At 61.1% G+C, this 19,340-nt stretch carries 13 protein-coding genes; 7 read left to right on the top strand and 6 right to left on the bottom strand.

Annotation, left to right across the window (positions count from 1 at the left end; translation table 11 throughout):
- Nucleotides 1-56: 56 nt before the first annotated feature.
- The gene (locus RS694_RS18275) at nt 57-1,061 is read right to left on the bottom strand and encodes an LLM class flavin-dependent oxidoreductase (protein ID WP_029706484.1); all 1,005 of its coding nucleotides are present in this window, start codon (nt 1,059-1,061) and stop codon (nt 57-59) included.
- 85 nt (nt 1,062-1,146) lie between these two features.
- On the opposite strand from RS694_RS18275, the gene RS694_RS18270 reads away from it, so the two are divergent.
- On the top strand, nt 1,147-1,596 hold the full coding sequence (locus RS694_RS18270) for a DUF2721 domain-containing protein (RefSeq protein ID WP_029706483.1): 450 nt from the start codon (nt 1,147-1,149) through the stop codon (nt 1,594-1,596).
- Here the strand turns inward: RS694_RS18270 and RS694_RS18265 are convergent.
- Entirely contained in the window at nt 1,593-3,707 is a 2,115-nt protein-coding gene (locus tag RS694_RS18265) for a molybdopterin-containing oxidoreductase family protein (RefSeq protein WP_029706482.1), read from the bottom strand. The genes RS694_RS18270 and RS694_RS18265 overlap by 4 nt on opposite strands.
- A gap of 79 nt (nt 3,708-3,786) precedes the next feature.
- Here RS694_RS18265 and RS694_RS18260 point away from each other — a divergent pair, with 79 nt between their 5' ends.
- Nucleotides 3,787-4,977, top strand: coding sequence for a M20 aminoacylase family protein (locus tag RS694_RS18260; RefSeq protein ID WP_029706481.1), 1,191 nt, complete (start codon nt 3,787-3,789; stop codon nt 4,975-4,977).
- Nucleotides 4,978-5,618: 641 nt separating this feature from the next.
- On the opposite strand, the gene RS694_RS18255 is transcribed toward RS694_RS18260, so the two are convergent.
- From RS694_RS18255 to RS694_RS21065, 3 genes are all read right to left on the bottom strand, one after another.
- Nucleotides 5,619-6,764, bottom strand: coding sequence for an IS481 family transposase (locus tag RS694_RS18255; protein WP_076069817.1), 1,146 nt, complete (start codon nt 6,762-6,764; stop codon nt 5,619-5,621).
- Nucleotides 6,765-7,007: 243 nt separating this feature from the next.
- Nucleotides 7,008-7,787, bottom strand: a complete 780-nt coding sequence (locus tag RS694_RS18250) for a type III pantothenate kinase (protein ID WP_029708295.1) — start codon at nt 7,785-7,787, stop codon at nt 7,008-7,010.
- A gap of 7 nt (nt 7,788-7,794) precedes the next feature.
- On the bottom strand, nt 7,795-8,907 hold the full coding sequence (locus tag RS694_RS21065) for an MBL fold metallo-hydrolase (protein WP_029708296.1): 1,113 nt from the start codon (nt 8,905-8,907) through the stop codon (nt 7,795-7,797).
- Between the two features lie 126 nt (nt 8,908-9,033).
- Here RS694_RS21065 and icmF point away from each other — a divergent pair, with 126 nt between their 5' ends.
- From icmF to RS694_RS18225, 4 genes are all read left to right on the top strand, one after another.
- Nucleotides 9,034-12,399 (top strand): fused isobutyryl-CoA mutase/GTPase IcmF, encoded by a 3,366-nt coding sequence (icmF, locus tag RS694_RS18240; protein ID WP_029708297.1) that lies wholly within the window; start codon nt 9,034-9,036, stop codon nt 12,397-12,399.
- Nucleotides 12,400-12,484: 85 nt separating this feature from the next.
- On the top strand, nt 12,485-12,676 hold the full coding sequence (locus RS694_RS18235; RefSeq protein WP_029708298.1) for a hypothetical protein: 192 nt from the start codon (nt 12,485-12,487) through the stop codon (nt 12,674-12,676).
- Between the two features lie 119 nt (nt 12,677-12,795).
- Nucleotides 12,796-15,960, top strand: a complete 3,165-nt coding sequence (locus RS694_RS18230) for a bifunctional diguanylate cyclase/phosphodiesterase (RefSeq protein WP_076069903.1) — start codon at nt 12,796-12,798, stop codon at nt 15,958-15,960.
- A 426-nt stretch (nt 15,961-16,386) separates the two neighbouring features.
- Nucleotides 16,387-16,761 carry a hypothetical protein gene (locus RS694_RS18225; protein WP_037247585.1) on the top strand — a complete coding sequence of 125 codons (375 nt, stop codon included), beginning with the start codon at nt 16,387-16,389 and terminating at the stop codon, nt 16,759-16,761.
- A 147-nt stretch (nt 16,762-16,908) separates the two neighbouring features.
- Here the strand turns inward: RS694_RS18225 and RS694_RS18220 are convergent, their stop codons facing one another.
- On the bottom strand, nt 16,909-17,940 hold the full coding sequence (locus RS694_RS18220; RefSeq protein ID WP_029705989.1) for an IS30 family transposase: 1,032 nt from the start codon (nt 17,938-17,940) through the stop codon (nt 16,909-16,911).
- A 228-nt stretch (nt 17,941-18,168) separates the two neighbouring features.
- Here RS694_RS18220 and RS694_RS18215 point away from each other — a divergent pair, with 228 nt between their 5' ends.
- Nucleotides 18,169-19,332, top strand: a complete 1,164-nt coding sequence (locus tag RS694_RS18215) for an IS4 family transposase (RefSeq protein ID WP_029707262.1) — start codon at nt 18,169-18,171, stop codon at nt 19,330-19,332.
- The last annotated feature ends 8 nt before the right edge of the window (nt 19,333-19,340 follow it).

Here is a 19,340-nt window from a genome sequence, read left to right as displayed (position 1 = left end):
CGCGTTCTCCTTGGTTGTGATGAAAATGTACATCACTGGAAACCCTGGCGCGCTTGTTAGTCTGCCCGGGCCGCTTGCACCGCGATGTCCAGAGACCGCAATCGCAGCAGCGGGTCATACACGTCGCAGACCAGCATGAACTCATCGGCGGCCGTGGCTTCTGCCAGCGCCGACAGACTCGCATGCACCTTCTGCGGGCCACCAATCACTGCGATGGCAAGGAAGTCGGCAATGGCCGCCTTCTCTTGTGGTTCCAATCGGGACATCAAGCCCGCAACCGGTGCCTGGAGGAGTTTTCTGTCACCCCGCAAGATACCCAGCACGCGCTGGTAGATGCTGCTGGCCAAGTATTCTGCTTCGAGGTCATCAGGCGCTGCAATCAGCGGCACGCCAATCACGACGTAGGGCTTTGCCAGCGTTGCGGACGGCTGAAAGTTGCTGCGGTACAGGTCAATGGCCTGCATCATCATGCGGGGCGCAAAGTGGGACGCAAAGGCGTACGGCAGGCCCCGCTGCGCCGCCAGTTGCGCGGAGAACAGGCTGGAGCCCAACAACCAGATGGGCACCTGTGTGCCGGCACCCGGGGTGGCGACCAAACGTTGCCCGGCCTGAGCGGGTGCCAAAAGCTGTTGGAGCTCCGAGACTTCGCGGGGGAAGTCCTCTTCGGTCTCTACCCGGTTGCGGCGCAGGGCCCGCATGGTTGTTGGATCGGTGCCAGGCGCACGCCCCAGGCCTAGATCAATGCGCCCCGGGTACAGCTCGGACAGGGTGCCAAAGGCTTCCGCCACCACCAGCGGGGCGTGGTTGGGCAGCATGATGCCACCAGAACCCACACGAATGCTGCGTGTTCCCCCTGCGATGTGGCCAATGAGTACGGCAGTGGCCGAACTCGCAATGCTTTGCATGTTGTGGTGCTCGGCCACCCAGTAGCGGGTAAAACCCAGTTTCTCCACGTGTTGTGCGGTCTGCAAGGCCACCGCCAGCGCCTCGCCTACGGTGCCACCTTCGCGCACGGCCACCAGGTCGAGCATGGATAGTCGAATGTCTTTGAGTGCGTTCATGCAAGCGATTGTCTTCCTGGATGTTTTCCCATCGCAGCGCACGGTTAAATTCCCCTTCGACGCGATTGGCACTACCATCTGTGGCATGAACCTTCCCATTGATCCCGACGCCGTATCGCATGGCATTCAACTGGCCGTAGCGCCTGTGTTCTTGTTGACCGCCGTGTCGGGAATGATTGGCGCCGTTGCCGCCCGCCTGGCGCGTATCATTGACCGCGCCCGTCTGCTCGAAGACCGGATCAAGAAGAACCCAGAGTCGGCTGAAACCGAGGAGGCCTACCGTGAACTGGGGGAGCTTCGAACCCGTGGCTTGCTGGCGAACGGCAGCATAGGTTTGCTGACCCTGTGTGCGTTCATGATCGGTGTGACCATCGTCGTGCTGTTTCTGGGCGAAACCATCGATTTTCCGGGGCTGCGTATTTCGATTGCCAGCTTTCTCGGCGGCGTGGTTTGCTTTCTGATGGCGCTGGCCTGCTTTTTGGCCGAAACCCTGATCGCCACGCGTCTGCTGGATTTCGCCAAGAAGCGCAGCTAGGCGCTGAGGCTCTTCTCCACCTGCACTACGCAGTCGTAAAACGTCGGTCCCCGGCCAAGATCGGTCAGGGACTGGCTGGTGAGCTGGTTGACGTTGCTGCCGTCCAGTCCCAGCTTGCGCCACCAAATGCCCAGGCCGTGTACGACACCGGTACGTGCGCGCGGGCTCACCTCCGCCACGCAGCGGTACTCACCCCGGTCATTGAAGATGCGCACCACGTCACCTGACGTAATGCCGCGGGACGCTGCGTCGGCCGCACTGATTTCCAGCAAAGGCTGGCCTTCGATATCGCGCAGGCTCTTCACATTGACAAAAGTGGAGTTGAGGAAATTCCGCGCAGGTGGCGAAATCATCGCCAGCGGATACGCTCCGCCAGCTTGTGGCAGCTCGTAGTTGGGAATGTGGTCCGGCAAACCGTCCAACCCTTGCGCAGCCAGGCGCTCGCTGTAGAACTCGCATTTGCCAGAAGGCGTCAGGAAACCACCTTCGGCGAAAGGCGCCTCGGGTAACGACAAAGAGGCAAAGCCGTGCTGCAGCAATGCATCAAAGTCCACGGCACCCTTCGCTGCGGTTCTGCACAAGCTGGCGTCATCTTCCTGAAAGCAGGCATCGTCCCAGCCCATGGCCTGCGCGAGATCGCGAAAGATCCCGGCGTTGGAGCGGGCTTCGCCCAGAGGGGCAATCGCGGGCCGGTTCAGCAGCATGTCGGTATGGCCGTAACTGGTGTGCACATCCCAGTGCTCCAGTTGCGTGGTGGCCGGCAGCACATAGTCCGCGTAGTCGGCGGTGTCGGTATGGAAGTGTTCCAGCACCACGGTGAACAGATCCGGTCGCGCAAAGCCCGCCACCACCTTGCCCGATTCGGGGGCCACCGCCACCGGATTGCTGTTGTAAACAATCAGTGCCTGCACCTGGGGGCCGAATTCAGCAGAACCGGGGCGCAAGAGGTCGTCGCCAATCGTACTCATATTGATCGTGCGCGGCGCCTGCTTGGCAAACTGAGCGGGCAGCAAATCCGGACGTTCTATGGCTGCACGGTCCAGCGCCACGCTGCCAGAGCTGCTCAGCAGCACACCGCCCGCGCGGTGGCGCCAGGCGCCGGTGAGCGCAGGCAGACAGGCAATGGCGCGTACGGCGTTGCCGCCGCCCCGCACGCGCTGCAACCCATAGTTCATACGAATGGCTGCTGGTTCGCCTTGCTTGCCACATTCTCCCCAGGCGCGCGCCAGATTGCGCACCTCATCCACGCTGATGCCACAGACTTCAGCAACGCGCTCGGGTGGCCACTGCAGTGCCCGTTCTCGCAAGGCATCCCAGCCCAGACAGTGGTCACGCAGATAGGCATGGTCCAGCCAATCGTTCACAACCAGCTCGTGCATCAGTCCGAGTGCCAATGCGGCATCGGTGCCCGGGCGCAGTGCGATGTGCTGGTGGCATTTGTCGGCAGTTTCGGAGCGGCGCGGGTCGATGCAGACCAGCGTGGCGCCACGGCGCTTGGCCTCCTGGGCATAGCGCCAGAAATGCAGGTTGCTGCCAATCGAGTTGCTGCCCCAGATCAGGATCAGGCGCGATTCGGCAAAAAACTCCACGCGCATACCCACTTTGCCGCCCAGCGTATAGCGCAGCCCCTCACCACCGGCAGCGGCGCAAATGGTGCGTTCCAGTCGCGAGGCGCCCAGCTTGTTGAAAAAGCGCGCGGCCATGCTCTCGCTCTGCACCTGGCCCATGGTGCCGGCGTAGCTGTAGGGAAGGATGGCCTGCGGATCCACGGCTGCGATGGTCTTCAGGCACTGCGCAATGTCTGCCAGCGCGCTGCCCCAGCTCACCTGTTCAAACTGGCCTGAGCCTTTGGGCCCCACGCGTTTGAGTGGGTGCAGGATGCGTTCGGGGTGGTAGGTACGCTCGGTGTAGCGGGATACCTTGGCGCACAACACGCCGTTGGTCTGGGGGTGGTGGGGGTTGCCTTGCACCTTGATGGCAATGCCGTTGCGCACGGTGGTTTGCAGCGAACAGGTGTCCGGGCAGTCGTGCGGGCAGGCGCCAAGGATCAGCTGTTCGGCCTGGTGTTCGTCTGGGGTGGCAGAGGCCGGGGCAAGGGAAGATTCACGCATCCCTCCACTGTACCGCGAAGGCTTTCACCGTGCCTGTGGATGGGGGAGAATGGCAGCTTACCGACAGGACATACGCAGCATGAAAATCATAGACAGCATCCTGACCCAAGCCGCCGGCATGGCCGCCCTGCGGCGCGACCTGCACGCCCACCCCGAACTGTGCTTTCACGAAGTGCGCACCGCCGATGTAGTGGCCGCCAAGCTGACCGAATGGGGCATCCCCATCCACCGCGGCATGGGCACAACCGGCGTCGTCGGTATCGTTAAGGCGGGCACGTCGGACCGCGCCATTGCCCTGCGCGCCGACATGGACGCCCTGCCCATGCAGGAGTTCAACACCTTCGCCCACACCAGCCAGCACCCCGGCAAGATGCACGCCTGTGGCCACGACGGCCACACCGCCATGCTGCTGGCTGCAGCCCAGCACGTTGCCAAGCAGCGCAACTTTGACGGCACGGTGTACCTGGTGTTCCAGCCCGCCGAAGAGGGCGGTGGTGGCGCACGCGAGATGATCAAGGACGGCCTGTTCGAGAAATTCCCGGTGGAGGCCGTGTTTGGCATGCACAACTGGCCCGGCTCGCAGGTGGGCAAGTTCGCCGCCAGCGCGGGCCCCGTCATGGCGTCGAGCAATGAGTTCAAGATCACCGTGCGCGGCAAGGGTGGCCACGCCGCCATGCCGCACAACGGACTGGACCCGGTGCCTGTGGCCTGTCAGATGGTGCAGGCCTTTCAGACCATCATCAGCCGCAACAAAAAGCCCATCGACGCCGGTGTGATTTCCGTGACCATGATCCACGCGGGCGAGGCCACCAATGTGATCCCCGATAGCGTTGAATTGCAGGGCACGGTGCGTACCTTCACCATCGAGGTGCTGGACATGATCGAGCAGCGCATGCGCGAGATGGCCGAGCACACGGCTGCAGCGTTTGGCATGACCTGCGAGTTCGAGTTTGAGCGCAACTACCCGCCTACCATCAACTCCGCCAAAGAGGCCGAATTCGCACGCCGTGTGATGGCTGACATTGTGGGTGCAGACAACGTCGAGCAGCAGGAGCCCACCATGGGCGCCGAGGACTTTGCATACATGCTAATGGCCAAGCCCGGCTGTTATGCCTTCATTGCCAATGGCGATGGCGCCCACCGCGAGATGGGGCACGGTGGTGGGCCGTGCATGCTGCACAACCCGAGTTATGACTTCAACGACGATTTGATTCCGTTGGGGGCTACGTATTGGGTGCGGTTGGCGGAGGCTTGGTTGGCGGCTTCCTAGGTTGCGGTTTCCTTGGATTTTGGCCTCTGGCTCTTATAGGGTCTGCGCAAGCAGCTATTGAATTTGTAGCGGTTTTTGCTTCTGGTGAGATAGTTTGATTTTTTGGCATGTCGGGTTGTGCACCCGACAGCGCACTCACTTTCTTTTGCTTCGCCAAAAGAAAGTAAGCAAAGAAAAGGCGAGCCGGATTCGTCGGCCCTGCGGGCACGCTGCGCTGCTCGGTTTGGACGGGGTGCGCGCAAACTCGCTGCGCTCAAACATGCACGCCCCTGATCCGCCCAAACCTGCGCTACTCGCCTCCTCATTACGGCGCTAACGCAAACCCAACAGCCGGATACCAAATGCCGAACTTCGTCCGCGCTGCGCGCGGACGGGCCGAGCGCAGCGGCGGCCTGTATTTCCCCTACTCCCTTCTGGTTGCGCCGAGGAGCGCAGGGTTCAGTGGATCAGGGCTGGCGATTGTTTGAGCCCGTAGGGCGAGTTCGAGCCAGACCCCACTGAACCCGAGCACCGCAGGTTGCCCCGGCGCAGCCGGGGTCGCAGACAGTAGGGTCGCCTTTCTTTTGGTGACTTTTCTTTGGCGAAGTGTATGGACCGGAGACATAGGTAACAGGTGTGCCAGGACATGGGTAACACCTTGCTCAACCACCTGCGCGCAGGGCATGCAGGTCAATTTGCATGAAAAGCTGATGACAGAAGTACACATCATGCACCCCATCTCGCCCCAGATGGGGGCGAATACCGATAGGCAGCCGATGCAGTGCTGTTGAGGTTCTCAGCGTGTGGCCTCGGAAGCGAATGAAACCATTCCAGCCCACCGTCACCACGATATCGGTGCTCGGATATTCAATCTCCTTGAGGTGCTCTGGATAGCCCAAGATGCTGGCCCGGTAATGTTGGGCAGGCACTGTCATCTGCAACGCCTCGTGCGGGCGCTCGCAGTTGTAGGTCTGGCGCCAAGCGTCGAACGCGCACTGCACTGACGCGTGATCCCTGAAGTGCTGTCCCGCGATCACTTCCACGCCCAAGGAGCGATGGAATCGCTCCAGCTTCCCATTGGTCTGTGGATGATACGGCGCGCTGAAGCTCACGCGCACGCCCAGCCGGATCAACCAGATCGCCAGCTCACTCAGGCTACGCCCGCCCGCGCTGGGGCTACCCCAGGGCGCACCGTTGTCGGCATTGATGCGTAGCGGCAGCCCATAGAGACGAAACACCTCAATGAGCCTGGCCTGTACGCTGGCGGCGTCGGTGCGCGATAGTGCGCCGAGCAGCAAATTGAAGCGTGAGTGATCGTCCAACAGCGTGAGCCCATGGCAGCGCCCGGCTATGGTGGCGAAGTGACCCTTGAAGTCGATTTGCCACAGACTGTTAGGTGCATCGTGCTCGAAGCGTTGCCAAGGCTGTGCAGCACGGCTGGCTTGGGGCGTGATGAGACCGTGGCGATGCAGGATATGAGTGACCGTGCTGGGCGCGAGTTGGGCTTGACCAAGGTCGGCCAGGCGCCGGGCAATCTTGCGCCCGCCCCAGGCCGGGTGCTCGCCACGCAGGGCCAGCACAGCTTGTTCGGTGGTTTCGGGGCTGCGTGCGGGTGAGGTATGCGGACGCCGGCTACGGTCAGTCAGCACCGCCTGCAATCCATCGCTTGCTCGGGCCAGCCACTTGTAGCCCGTCTTGGGGCTGATGCCGAAGCGCCGGCACAGCTCTCGCTTGTTTGCGCCCTCCTGGCTGGCCAGGAGGACAAATTCTTGACGCAGGGACACGGTGCTCTTCTCCATCCAAACCATGGGACTCCTCCAAGGGTTTACAACCCTCGCAAGCGTTACCCATGTCCTGGCACACCTGTTACCTATGTCTCCGGTCCATACAGCGAAGCAAAGAAAAGTTACTGCGCTGTCGGGCGCACAACCCGACATGCCAAAAAATCAAACTATCTCACCAGAAGCAAAAACCGCTACAAATTCAATAGCTGCTTGCGCAATCCCAATAAGGGCTGAAGGCCAGAAATATACTGAATTAGCCCTGAGGCACTAGGAAGCTGCAACAGAGGAAAACCGCCTCTGCGCCATTTGCAGCAACCCATCAAAAATCAGGTTGTCCACCAGCTCAAATGGCCGCGTCATGCTGGGTGCCATCTTCCAGCCTGCACCACCGGTCATGATGCATTTGGGCTCTGCGCCGCAGTGGCTGCGCACATGCTGCACCATGCGTTCCACGGCGCCGGCAATAGCGTAGGTGCCGCCGCTGGTCAACGCGTCACTGGTGTTGGTGGGGAACTCGCGCACTTCGCCCGTGGGCACGTGCAGCCCGGCGGTGCCGGACTCTAGCGCGCGCAGCATGATGCCGTGGCCCGGCAAGATCAGACCGCCCAAAAACTTGCCCTCGGCATCCACCGCTTCCACCGTCACGGCAGTACCCACCATGACCACCACCATGGGCAGCGGCGCGCCTTGCGACAACATGCGGTGGTAGGCCCCGACCATCGCCACCCAGCGGTCTGCGCCCAAGCGGGAGGGGTGGTCGTAGCCATTGCGCAGGCCGGCCTCGGACTCGCTGGCCACCACCCATTGCGGGACCACCTCCCAGTGTTCCATCTGCTCCTGCACGCGGCGGCGCACCGTGTCGCCAGCCACAACGCAGCCCAGCACCTGCTTGGGCACTGGCATACCGTGCCAAGGGCCTTCCGCCAGTTTGTCGATGTTTTCCAGAAACTCGGCGCCCTGGCTTAGCAGCGCAGCTTTGGGATGGGCGGACGCGTACTGCGCCCATTTGAGCCGGGTGTTGCCGATATCGAGTGCGAGAAAGCTCATGTGTTACTCACCCTTGGCGCCAGGGCAGGCCACGCATGCGCCAGCCGCCCCTGTTGCCGCGGTGCGCCTCAGTGTCCGGGTCGCCTTCAAAACCTTCGAGGATGTTGTAGGCCTCCAGGCCCAGCTCGGTCGCGCGTTTGGCTGCTGCGACGGAGCGCACACCACTGCGGCACAGCAGGACCAGTTTTTTGCCTGCGGGCACGGCGGCCTGCACGCTGGCGTCAAAGCTGGCGTTCAGTGCCATGCCAGGCCATTGTTTCCAGGCAATGGCGACTGCGCCGGGCACAAAACCCACCCACTCGCGTTCAGCGTCGGTGCGTACGTCCACCAGCACGGCGTCCCTGGCCTGCCACCAGGCGCAAGCCAGTGCGGGGGATACATCCCCGGCATACCCGGCTGCGGCGCGTAGCTCTATCGCACCTGCACCGCCGGCATCATGGCGCACACCCGAGGTCAGGTTCGCGGGGACGGCTTCGTCCATGCGTTGGGGTTTGGGCAGGTTCAGGGATTCCATGATGGTGATGAATTCTTGTTCGGTTTTGTCGGCGACCCGGGGGTTGCCCGATTTCTCGGCAGCGATGCTGGAGTGGGTGCGGCCCTGGTAATCGTGGCCAGGCCAGACCGTGGTGGTATCAGGCAGTTTGAATAGCACCTGGGTGATGCTGTGGTACAGCGCTTCGGCACTACCCGACTGGAAATCGGTGCGGCCACAGCCGTGGATCAAGAGCGTATCGCCGGTGAACACATGCGTGCGCCAGACAAAACTCATGCTGCCGGCGGTGTGGCCCGGTGTGTGCAGCACTTTGATGTGTTCGCCGCCAAACGGCAGCACATCGCCATCTGCCAGTTGCACCGCCGCGGTGGTGATGCCGCAGCCTGCGGGTGCCGCGGTTTTGGCGCCCGCGTGTTCGGCCAGTTGGCCAGCGCTGGTGATGTGGTCGGCGTGGGCATGGGTTTCTACCGTCCAGGCCAGCTTCAGGCCGTATTGGCGCAGCACATTCAGGTCGCGCTCCAGCTGGTTGTCCACCGGGTCAATGATCAGCGCGTCGCGCGTCGCCTCGTCAAACAGCACATAGGTGTAGGTGCTGGAGGCGGGGTCAAAAAGCTGGATCGGTTGCATGGCTGTCGGGTGCGGCGGCGGGTTCTGTGAAGCTGGGTCAACTCTAAAGGATATTGAAAGGGAAATACGCGTCAGGCAAATGGTTTACAGTTGACGTTTACGTAAACGTCAATTAGGTGCCAAGCCATGACCGACCTGTCTGCAGAGTTCAAGGCCCTTGCCAACTACCGGCCCACGCACAAGGTGCGTTTTGTGACCGCCGCCAGCCTGTTCGACGGGCATGATGCGGCCATCAACATCATGCGCCGCATCCTGCAGGGCATGGGCGCTGAAGTCATCCACTTGGGCCACAACCGCAGTGTGGACGAGGTGGTCACCGCTGCGCTGCAGGAAGACGTGCAAGGCATCGCCATCAGCTCCTACCAAGGCGGCCATGTGGAGTACTTCAAGTACATGGTGGACCTGCTCAAGGCCCGTGGCGGCGCGCATATCCAAGTGTTTGGCGGCGGCGGCGGTGTCATCGTGCCGGCCGAGATCCGCGAGCTGCATGCCTACGGCGTGGCCCGCATCTACAGCCCCGAAGACGGCCAGCGGATGGGCCTGGCCGGCATGATTGGCGAGATGGTGATGCGCTGCGACAAAGACATTACCGCGCTGGCGCCTACCGACCTTACCGCCATCCAGGGCCATACCGAGGCCAGTTGGCGCGCACTCTCCCAGCTGCTCACCGCTATCGAGGCTTCCAAGGTAAATCAGGCGCTAGCCCAGGAGATACGTGCGCAAGCAGCTACTAAAAAGATAGCGGTCGTGGGTATCACCGGCACCGGCGGTGCGGGCAAGTCCAGCCTGACCGATGAGCTGATTCGCCGCCTGCGCCTGGACCAGAACGATGCCTTGCGCGTCGCTGTCATCTCCATAGACCCAAGCCGCCGCAAGAGCGGTGGTGCGTTGCTGGGCGACCGCATCCGCATGAATGCCATCTCGCCCTGGAATACCACCGTTCGGGCTGAGCCTGTCGAAGGGCTCGCCAAGGCTTCGACAGGCCCAGCCCGAACGCAGAAAGATTCAGGCCAACGTGTCTTTATGCGTAGCCTGGCCACGCGTGATTTTGGCTCCGAGATCAGCGCCGCTCTGCCCGATGTGATTGCTGCCTGCAAGGTGGCGGGGTTCGATCTGGTGGTGGTGGAGACCTCCGGCATTGGCCAGGGTGATGCGGCCATTGCACCGCTGGTGGATGTGCCCATGTATGTGATGACGCCCGAGTTTGGCGCCGCCAGCCAGCTGGAAAAAATCGACATGCTGGACTTTGCCGAGTTTGTCGCCATCAACAAGTTTGATCGCAAGGGCGCCAGCGATGCGCTGCGCGATGTGTCCAAGCAGGTGCAGCGCAACAAGGAAGCCTGGACCACACCTGCCGACCAGATGCCCGTCTTCGGCACCATGGCCGCGCGTTTCAACGACGACGGTGTGACGGCGCTTTACCAGGCGCTGTTGCCGCGCTTGCAGGCCTTAGGCGTGCCGCTCAAGGATGGCATCTTGCCCAAGGTGACGGTGCGCCACAGCAGCAACCAAACCCCGGTGGTGCCCGCTGCGCGCACGCGCTATCTGGCCGAGATCAGCGACACGGTGCGCGGCTACAAAAAGCGCGCACGCGAACAAGCCCGGCTGGCGCGTGAGATCCAGCAACTGCGCGCCAGCGGCCGCATGCTGCAGGAAGCCAACCCCGACAAACGCGGCGCGGTGGCCGCGGTGACCGATCTGGCCCAGCAGCGCGAAGACCGCATGGGCGCGGCCGAACGCAAGCTGCTCGCCCAGTGGCCTGAGATGCAAAAGGCCTACGCAGGCGACGAGTACGTCGTGAAGATCCGCGACAAGGAAATCCGCACCGCACTGACCACCAAGAGTTTGAGTGGTACCGTGATTCGCAAAGTCGCCTTGCCGCAGTATGAAGACCAGGGCGAGGTGTTGCAGTGGCTGATGCTGGACAACGTGCCCGGCAGCTATCCCTACACGGCCGGCACCTTTGCCTTCAAGCGCGAGGGTGAAGACCCGACCCGCATGTTCGCGGGCGAGGGTGATGCCTTCCGCACCAACACGCGTTTCAAGCTGCTCAGCAGCGGCATGGCGGCCAAGCGCCTGTCCACCGCATTTGACTCGGTCACGCTGTACGGCAACGACCCCGACCCGCGCCCCGACATCTACGGCAAGGTGGGCAACAGCGGCGTGAGCATTGCCACGCTGGACGACATGAAGGTGCTGTACGGCGGGTTCGATTTGTGCAGCCCGTCTACCAGCGTGTCCATGACCATCAACGGCCCCGCGCCTTCGATCCTGGCCATGTTCATGAACACGGCCATCGACCAGAACATCGAGAAGTTCCAGGCCGACAACGGCCGCGAGCCCACCGATACCGAAATTGCCAAAATCAAGGAATGGGTGCTGGCCAATGTGCGCGGCACCGTGCAAGCCGACATCCTGAAAGAAGACCAGGGCCAGAACACCTGCATCTTCAGCACCGAGTTTTCGCTGAAGGTCATGGGCGACATTGCCGAGTACTTTGTGCACCATGACGTGCGCAACTTCTACAGTGTGTCCATCTCCGGGTACCACATTGCCGAGGCGGGTGCCAACCCGATCAGCCAGCTCGCGTTCACGCTTAGCAACGGCTTTACGTTTGTCGAAGCGTACCTCGCGCGCGGCATGCACATTGACGACTTCGCACCCAACCTGAGCTTCTTCTTCAGCAACGGCATGGACCCCGAGTACACCGTGATGGGTCGCGTGGCGCGCCGCATCTGGGCGGTTGCGATGAAAGAGAAATACGGCGCGAATGAGCGCAGCCAGAAGCTCAAGTACCACATTCAGACCAGTGGCCGCAGCCTGCACGCGCAGGAAATTCAGTTCAACGACATCCGCACCACACTGCAGGCCCTGATCGCCATTTACGACAACTGCAACAGCCTGCACACCAATGCGTTTGACGAGGCCATCACCACGCCCACCGAAGACAGCGTGCGCCGCGCCATGGCCATCCAGCTCATCATCAACCGCGAGTGGGGCCTGGCCAAGAACGAGAACCCGTCACAAGGCGCCTTCATCATCGAAGAGCTGACCGAGCTGGTGGAAGAAGCCGTGCTCAAAGAGTTTGAAAGCATTGCCGAGCGTGGCGGTGTACTGGGTGCCATGGAAACAGGCTACCAGCGCGGCAAGATCCAGGACGAATCCATGCACTACGAGATGCTCAAACACACGGGCGAGCTGCCCATCATCGGCGTCAACACCTTCCGCAACCCGCATGGTGATCAGGTGATGGAAAAGCTGGAGCTGGCCCGCAGCACGGACGAGGAAAAGCAAAACCAGCTCAAACGCCTGGCCGATTTCCACACCCGCCATGCGGCAGAAGCACCCACCATGCTCAAGCAACTGCAGCAGGCCGTCATCGACAACCAGAACGTCTTCAACGTGCTGATGGATGCCGTGCGCGTCTGCTCCCTGGGCCAGATCACCAATGCGCTGTTTGAGGTGGGTGGGCAATACCGCCGGAACATGTAGTCCCTGCATAACGCGGGGATTTACCCCGCACCAGATGCGTTCAATTTCCTGTGTATTGCTATGCTTCCTGTAACTTGGGGGCCTTATGAACATTGATGCGAATACACAGCAACTGGTAACCACGCTGATCTTGCAGGCGGCTACCGCCTTCGACGAAGGAAAGAGCCGCGCGGACGTTGTGGTGTTCCTGATTCAACAGGGCGCCACGCCTGAGGTGGCCGAGGCCGTCGCCACCAAGGCTGAGGCGGTCTCCCTGGGGCGCGCGGGCAAACTCTAAAACCTGCAAGCCAAAGGCAAGAGTGGGCCGTTACTAGAGTCGCGGCCCCAATCCCGACACGGTGAATCGAACCGGGTTGGTGCGGTAATTGCATGTATGTACCCAAAAGGGTGCATACCATGCTGACAAAAATCTCCCATTGGTTGGGACGCCTGAGCGTCGGGCGCAAGCTCACGCTTATTTATCTGTTGGATCTCTCGGCCGTCATCTACGTCTCGGGCATCCTCATTCACGAGAAATTCCTGGCCATCGACTTCGCGCGCAAGGAAGTGGTGGGCACCACCTACACCGAAGTGGTGCGGCGCAACCTGATGGACACCTTTATCGTGCCTCCGGTCGCCAAAGCCGAGGCCCAGTCCACCCAGCAGGCCTTGCAGGAAGTGCGCACCCTGTACGATGCCGACTTGCACTCCGAAGACTCCGCCGAACGGTTTTCCAAGCTGCTGACCGACCCCAAGGGCATGAACGATGTCCAGAAAGCCAAGTTGCTGGCCCAGGGCCGCGACCTGCTGACCACCGTGGGCAACCAGTCCAACCTGATCCTCGACCCGGACCTGGACAGCTACTACGTGATGTCGCTCACCGTGCTGCGTTTCCCGGAGCTGCTGCAGGTGCTGTTTGAAACCCGCCAGTTCATGCAGAGCTGGGGCCTCAAAATCCCCGGCCACAACCAGACTGCCGAGCTGCTGACCTTGGTGGGGCGGTTGGACGCCGTGCTCTTGGGCATGGAGTCCGACTACGGCCAGGCCTGGGCGGCGGGCTCACCCCAACTCAAGGCCGCGCTGGGCGAGTCACGCACCGCGTTGCTGCAGGCCGGGCGGCATTTCGGCACCGTGGTGCAGGAGGCCTCGGGGGGCGACTTGTCACCTGCGCAGATCGCCGCGTTGGACGCGCCTTACCAGGCCGCGCTGGCTGCACTCAATGACGCCTGGCGCATTGGTGTGGTGGAGATGCAAGGCCTGCTGCACACCCGCATCGACAGCCTGTTCTCGCGCATGTGGCTGCACATGGGCACCGCGCTGGCCCTGCTGGGTTGCATCTTGAGCCTGGTGTACCTGGTGGCCAGCCAGATCGCGCGGCCCTTGCAGGCGCTGGCCCGCGTGGCCGACGATGTGCGCAACTCGGCCGACTACTCGCACCGCGCCAACTGGCACAGCCGCGACGAGATTGGCCAACTTTTTACCGCCTTCAACAGCATGCTCGCGCAACTGGACCGCGACCGCCTGGCCCAACAGGAGCTGGCCGCCAATGCGCGGGCTGCGGAGGCGCAGCGTGAGTTGGTGGAGGCCTTCCCCATCCCCATGGTGGTCACCTCGGTGCCGGACCACGAGGTGTTGCACGCCAACACCCCGGCACTCCCCTGGCTGGGCGGCAGCACACGGGACCCGTGGCGCATGGGGCTAGAGCCTGGTGTGCGCGGCCGCTTCTTTCAGCGCCTGGCCGACAAGGATGCGGTGGATGAGTTTGAGGTGCGCTGGCTCGGCGGCGCGGCGCCCACCTGGGCTGTGCTGTCGGCGCGGCGCCTGCAGTTTCAGGGGCGTGATGCAGTGCTCACGGCGTTTACGCCCATCAACCAGCTCAAGGTCATGGAGCAGCGCCTGGAGCTGTGGGCCAAGGTGTTTGAGGCATCCAGCGAGAGCATCATCATCATGAACGAGGCGCACCAGATCATCAGCGTCAACCGCGCGTTCTGCCGCAGCACTTCGTACGACTTTTACGAGGTGGTGGGCCAGGACATGTCTTTCCTGGTGGACAGCAAGGAGCAGCCCGTGTGGTCTGACCTGCATGACCAGGAGGCTTGGCAGGGCGAGGTGCACATCCGCAAACGCTCCGGCGACAGCTACCCGGCCTGGCTCATGGTGTCGGCCGTGCACAAGAACGCCACCAGCGGCGAGGTAGTCAACTACATCGGTATCTCCATCGACATCACCGACCGCAAGGCCAAGGAAGAACGCATCCAGTTCCTCGCCCAGCACGATGTGCTGACCGAACTGCCCAACCGCGCCATGTGTCAGCAGCGCCTGGCCGAGGCGCTGGTGCAGGCCCAAGCCGATGGCGAAAAGGTCGCCGTGCTGTTTATCGACCTGGACCGCTTCAAACTCATCAACGACACGCTGGGCCACCACATTGGCGACGGCCTGCTGCGCACCGTGGCGCGCCGGCTCACGCAGTCGGTGCGTGCGGACGACACGGTGAGCCGTCTGGGCGGTGACGAGTTCGTCATCATCCTGCGCCACATCGAAGACCGCGAAGAGCTGGACACCATGGTCAACCAGCGCCTCATCCCCTCCATCCGCCAGACCGCATTGGTGGAGGGCAACAACCTCACCGTGTCGTGCAGCGTGGGTGTGGCCCTGTACCCGGACGATGCGACGGATCAGGACGAACTGATGCGCCGCGCCGACGCCGCCATGTACGAAGCCAAGGCCGCGGGCCGCGACATGGCGCGTTTCTTCTCGCCCGAGACCGATGAACGGGTACTGGCCCGCCAGACCATGGAAGGGCAGTTGCGCCAGGCGCTGGCCAACAATGAATTCAGCCTGAGCTTCCAGCCGCGCCTGAACGCGCGCACGCGCCGCGTGCAGGGTGCAGAGGCGCTCTTGCGTTGGAGCAACCCGGTGCTGGGCCAGGTGCCGCCCGCGCATTTCATCCACCTGGCCGAAGAAACCGGCCTCATCAAACCCATCGGCCTGTGGGTGCTGCAGCAGGCCTGCGCGCAGTGGATGCTGTTTCAAAAGCAGGGCTTGCCCGAGGGGCTGGAGCTGTCGGTCAACCTGTCAGTGGCGCAACTGTCGGATCCTGAACTGGTGGAGCAGTTGCAGGATATCCTGCGCGCCACCGGCATGCCCCCGCACCTGCTGGAGCTGGAGCTGACGGAGTCCCATCTGATGGACAACCCCGCCGGCGCGCAGGCGCAGGTCACGGCCCTCAAGGGGCTGGGCCTGCAGATCGCGATTGACGACTTTGGCACCGGCTACTCCAGCCTGGCCTACCTCAAGCGCTTCGAGATCGACAAACTCAAGGTCGACCAGTCGTTTGTGCAAGGCATGCTGGACGACACAGCCGACGCCGCCATCGTCCACGCCGTCATCGCACTGGGCCACACGCTGGGCCTGAAGGTGGTGGCCGAGGGCGTGGAAAACCTGCCCACCGCGCAGACGCTGGCCGCGCTGGGCTGTGACGAACTTCAGGGTTTCTGCTTCAGCCGCCCACTACCGGCAGAGCAGTTTCAGGAGTGGGTTCTGGCTCAGGACGACAAGCCGGAAAAGCGGCGGCATCGGTAATTTGCTACTGTATTGATAGCTGGTTGCGCAGGTTCTGTAAGGGCTACAGCCTTATTCGGCCTAAATTTTAGGTGTGGAGGCGTAGCAACGGGTGTTGCGTTGCGCTACAGATTCACCTGAATGGGGGATACCAGAACCTGGGCATCTCGGTTACCGTTCGCCCGAGGTTCAAATGTGGTCTGGCTGCATGAGCCGCTCCCCGCCACTTCAAAGCTACAGACACCAAGCATGCATTCAGCTAATCCAGTGCGATATGTCGCGTTCATTTTTTGGGTTTTGAGTCTCCTGGCAGGTTGTGGCCCCAAGACCATTGCGTGGACAGAAGACGTCCAGCTACAGAGCGGCGAAATTATCCAGACACGCCGCACTGCCCTTGCGGAACCTTTCGGTCAAATCGGAGGAACCGGGGGCTGGGAGAACGAAGGCATGACAGTGGAAATCATGGCACCAGCACATCCAGAAAATCCTGGCCCCTGGAGTGCCAAGTTCGTGCCGCTGGTTTTTGACCGTGATCCGGAGACCAAGGAGTGGTTCATGGTTGCCACGTTCTACAGCTGCACCAGCTGGTACAACCTAGGCCGCCCCAAGCTGCCCTATACCGAGTTCCGTTACCGCAATAGCCAGTGGGTGCAACAGGCGCTGTCCGAGAAGTTGATCGGACGCGAGGCGAACATGCTGACTTCAATCCGCTCCAGCGGCGAACCAAACCACACCATTTCCAGTAAACAACTTATTAAAAGAAATCCGAAGATCGAACCGGAATACAAAGGAATCGTGGCCAAGTGGCGTACCGCTTGTTGACCCGAGGGGTGAGCTTTCGCGATGGATACTGGATGCGCGCTCAGAGCGAGAGGCAATCGTTTACTGTAAAATTGCTATGAAATCAATAGCTGTTTGCGCAATATAGATAAGGGGCGGAGTCAAATCCAAGTGCAACACAAGCTGAGTTTATTGGATGGAGTCAGGAGAGTGCTCAAGCTTGGCCAGCCACTGGCCGTACACCTCCAGCGGAGTCAACCAGCCCAGCGTCTTGCGAGGCCGTCCATTCATCAAGTCAGCAATCCCGTCGAGTTGCTCCTGGCTGTAACCCGACAGGTCTGTCCCCTTTGGCAGGAACTGTCGTACCAAACCGTTGGTGTTCTCATTGGTGCCACGCTGCCAAGGACTGTGCGGATCACAGAAATACACGGCAACCCCGGTGTTGGCTGTCAATTGCGCATGGTGAGCCATCTCACGCCCCCGGTCATAAGTCAGTGTTTGGCGCATAGGCTTGGCAATACCGTTGAGCTTGTCCGTAAACGCTTGCAGCACGTGGGCTGCAGTGGCTGGGTTGGGATGCGGCAGCTTTACCAACATCAGGAGCCGGGTGCTGCGCTCTACCAGGGTGCCCACAGCACTGAGGTTGCCTGCTCCTTTGATCAAGTCACCTTCCCAGTGACCAGGGAACAGTCGATCCTCAACCTGCGGGGGACGTACATGGATGCTCAAGAGATCAGCGATCTGACCGCGGCGGTCTTCGCCACGTGAACGGGGCCAGCGCTTGGTGCGGGCCAGACGCAAACAGGCAATGAGCTCGCGGCGCAGCTCACCCCGGGGTTGGGCGTAGATGACGTTGTAGATGGTTTCGTGAGAGACGCGTTGGTGCGCCTCATGCGGATGCAGTGTAGCTAGGCGAGAGGCAATTTGCTGGGGTGACCAACGCAGTTGCAATAAGGCGTGCACAGAGGCGAAGAGGGCATTGCCCGCCACCAGCTTCGGGGGCGGTCTGCTGTGGCGACGCCTGCGCACAAAGCGCTGTTGTGCGAATCGGCAACTATAGGCACCAGCACCGCTGTTTCGGTTGATCTCACGACTCACCGTGGAGGGGGCACGACCCAGTACTCGGGCTACCGCCCGGATACTCAATCCGAGCTCAAGGCATACAGCAATGGTCTGGCGCTCTTTGTAATCGAGCTGTTTGTACTCTTGGTTCAGTTTCATGGACACACCTTATTGAAGTTTCAATCGGTGTGTTGCACTTCACTTTTGAGCGAGCCAGGGCTACAGCCAGATTTTGTATAAATCTCCACTAGTGTCCGGTAAATTTTGCATCAGGGCAGTTCAAACCTAAGCTGGATGCGGGTTTCAAGAGCTTTTTGGATTCCGGCGATTTGAAATCCGATTTTTGCCCGTGGGCATATCGTGACCTCATTTTTCGAGGTTTACGTCATGAACGCTGGTCGCACGGTATTCGCGCAATTGCTGGCCGTCGTACCGTTTAGCCACTTTGAACACCTCGTTGATAGGTACCAAGCCAACCGCTGGACACGGGATTTCACTGCCTGGAGCCAATTCATTTGCATGGCCTACGCGCAGTTCACTCGCAGGGAAGGCTTGCGCGACCTGATCGTGTGCCTGAACTCGCAAAGCTCCAAGCTTTACCACTGCGGCCTGCGTCAGCGTGTATCACGCTCCACATTGGCCGATGCCAACGAGCGGCGTGACTCGCATTTGTTCGAAGCACTGGGGCAACGCCTGATCGAAACCGCGTTGGATTTGTACAAAGACCATGACATCGGCTTGGGCCTCAAGGAGCCACTGTATGCCATGGACTCCACCACCATCGACTTGTGTCTGAAACTGTTTCCCTGGGCTGACTTTCGGTCCACCAAAGCGGGAATCAAGGCCCATACGGTGATCGACCTGCGGGGTGCCATTCCAGTGATGCTATCGATCACCACCGGCAAAGTCGGCGACTCGGGGCAATTGGATGCATTGAGTCTGCCCAAGGGCTCTATCGTCGTGCTGGATCGCGGCTACGTGGACTTTGCAAGGTTGCACCGCTTGGTGCAACGGGAGTGCAGCTTTGTGGTGCGCGCCAAAGACAATTTGAGCTTCATCTGCAGTGAAGCCCACGCGGCTGATGTGCAAACCGGCGTGTACTCGGATCAAACCATTGTGCTGACGGGGGAGCGCTCCAAGAAAGGCTACCCTGAGCCTTTGCGCCGGGTACGTTTCTACGATGCAGTGAGTTGTTTGGAACTCGTCTTTCTAACCAACCGTCTAGACCTATCCGCCCTCACCATCGCAGCCATCTACAAGCAGCGCTGGCAGATTGAGCTGTTCTTCAAATGGCTCAAGCAGAACCTGAACATCCAACACTTCTTTGGCAATTCATTGAACGCGGTGAGATCACAGATATGGATTGCAGTGTGTACCTATTTGATAGCTTTGGTCGCACACCACGGACTACATACTGACCTGTCACTGCGTAACTTCTTGCATCTGGTGGAGGTCAACATGTTTGAGAAGATCTCTTTGGCTCAGATGGTAGACAACGCTATCAAGGACGACAGTTTCGAAGAGCTGAAATCGCAGGTTGAACTCTTCTGAAAACGGGG

Source organism: Rhodoferax saidenbachensis (genome assembly GCF_001955715.1).
GTDB lineage: Bacteria > Pseudomonadota > Gammaproteobacteria > Burkholderiales > Burkholderiaceae_C > Allorhodoferax > Allorhodoferax saidenbachensis.
This window is presented reverse-complemented; position numbering and strand designations above follow the sequence as displayed.

Bases quoted from the DNA above. Each gene is read 5' to 3' on its own strand.
- RS694_RS18275 (WP_029706484.1), bottom strand. From the start codon at position 1,061: ATGAACGCACTCAAAGACATTCGACTATCCATGCTCGACCTGGTGGCC.
- RS694_RS18230 (WP_076069903.1), top strand. From the start codon at position 12,796: ATGCTGACAAAAATCTCCCATTGGTTGGGACGCCTGAGCGTCGGGCGC.
- icmF (WP_029708297.1), top strand. From the start codon at position 9,034: ATGACCGACCTGTCTGCAGAGTTCAAGGCCCTTGCCAACTACCGGCCC.
- RS694_RS18250 (WP_029708295.1), bottom strand. From the start codon at position 7,787: ATGAGCTTTCTCGCACTCGATATCGGCAACACCCGGCTCAAATGGGCG.
- RS694_RS18215 (WP_029707262.1), top strand. From the start codon at position 18,169: ATGAACGCTGGTCGCACGGTATTCGCGCAATTGCTGGCCGTCGTACCG.
- RS694_RS18270 (WP_029706483.1), top strand. From the start codon at position 1,147: ATGAACCTTCCCATTGATCCCGACGCCGTATCGCATGGCATTCAACTG.
- RS694_RS18265 (WP_029706482.1), bottom strand. From the start codon at position 3,707: ATGCGTGAATCTTCCCTTGCCCCGGCCTCTGCCACCCCAGACGAACAC.
- RS694_RS18235 (WP_029708298.1), top strand. From the start codon at position 12,485: ATGAACATTGATGCGAATACACAGCAACTGGTAACCACGCTGATCTTG.
- RS694_RS18220 (WP_029705989.1), bottom strand. From the start codon at position 17,940: ATGAAACTGAACCAAGAGTACAAACAGCTCGATTACAAAGAGCGCCAG.
- RS694_RS18255 (WP_076069817.1), bottom strand. From the start codon at position 6,764: ATGGTTTGGATGGAGAAGAGCACCGTGTCCCTGCGTCAAGAATTTGTC.
- RS694_RS21065 (WP_029708296.1), bottom strand. From the start codon at position 8,907: ATGCAACCGATCCAGCTTTTTGACCCCGCCTCCAGCACCTACACCTAT.
- RS694_RS18225 (WP_037247585.1), top strand. From the start codon at position 16,387: ATGACAGTGGAAATCATGGCACCAGCACATCCAGAAAATCCTGGCCCC.
- RS694_RS18260 (WP_029706481.1), top strand. From the start codon at position 3,787: ATGAAAATCATAGACAGCATCCTGACCCAAGCCGCCGGCATGGCCGCC.